The sequence below is a fragment of the Helicobacter vulpis genome, from assembly GCF_003660395.1.
GTDB classification, from domain to species: domain Bacteria; phylum Campylobacterota; class Campylobacteria; order Campylobacterales; family Helicobacteraceae; genus Helicobacter; species Helicobacter vulpis.
On record NZ_QXQT01000091.1, the window covers coordinates 1 to 537 of the forward strand.

The following is a 537-nucleotide window of genomic DNA, read 5'->3' on the forward strand; positions in this document are numbered from 1 at the left end:
GGGACGGAGTGCTAGACCCTTTCCTAATGGCTTTAAACAACAATGCGAATTTATTTGTTGGGGGACTAAGGGGGATTTACCGGATATCCCGCGCAAGCAGAGTGATTTTCATTATGGCTATGTCCAAGCCTATTTACACGCCAGTAAGAAACAACATGCCACACAAAAACCCCTAGAGGTGCTTAAGCACTTGTTAGAAATCTTGCCTAGGGGCTCAGTGGTGTTAGATTGTTTTGCAGGTTCAGGGAGCACAGGGGTGGCATGCGCGCAACTAGGGCTAGATTTTATTGGGGTGGAGAAATCCCCAGAGTATGCTAAGATCGCTAAAGAGAATTTAGCCAAAGCGTTAGATTTGGGCTTGTTTAATGCGAGCCGGGGTAAAACAGACGCGCCGCCTAAAAAGCAGACGAGCCGGCAAGAAGCGGGACGCTTCGCAGCCCTTAGCGAGGGCGAGCTTTTAGGCGTTGGCAAGCAAGATTTACCCCGTTAGCGAGCACAAGCCGGGGCTGAAGCAGTATGCTTAAGCCCGTTTGCGAG

1 protein-coding gene is annotated in these 537 nt (G+C 50.3%); it reads left to right on the forward strand.

The genetic code is table 11. The annotated features are described in order from the left end of the window. A partial coding sequence (locus EAO38_RS08720; RefSeq protein ID WP_162982766.1) for a site-specific DNA-methyltransferase occupies nt 1-490 on the forward strand: 490 nt, incomplete at its 5' end. Nucleotides 491-537: the final 47 nt, after the last annotated feature.